General features: G+C 74.0%; 1 protein-coding gene. It reads left to right on the top strand.

Features of this window, described 5'->3' with window-relative positions; genetic code table 11:
- On the top strand, positions 1-305 hold a 305-nt coding region (locus tag EEB19_RS26685; RefSeq protein ID WP_187590324.1), incomplete at its 5' end, for a GntR family transcriptional regulator.
- Positions 306-385 lie beyond the last annotated feature (80 nt).

Genomic DNA, 385 nt, shown 5'->3' on the forward strand with positions numbered 1-385 from the left:
CCTCCGTACGCGGCGCGATCGCCGACGGCACCGTGCGCCCCGGCGAACGCCTCCCCGCCGCCCGCGCGCTCGGTGAATCCCTCGGCGTCAACGTCCACACGGCCCTGCGCGGCTACCAACGGCTCCGCGAGGAGGGCCTGATCGAACTCCGCCGAGGCCGCGGCGCGGTCGTCACCGGCGCCCAGCCCACGGCCCGCGCCCGGCTCCTGGAGGGCGTCCAGGGCCTGGTGGACCAGGCCCGCGCCCTGGGCCTCTCCGACGAGGAGGTCCTGACCCTCGTCAGAACCCGCCTCGCGGACGGCTGAGGTCCGTCAGAACTCGGAGGTCTCCAGCTCCGATACGGTCGGTGTCCCCGTTCGAGTCGGAGGTCACCTCGACGATCAGT

It is taken from the genome of Gordonia sp. OPL2, from assembly GCF_003797825.1.
Lineage (GTDB): Bacteria > Actinomycetota > Actinomycetes > Mycobacteriales > Mycobacteriaceae > Gordonia.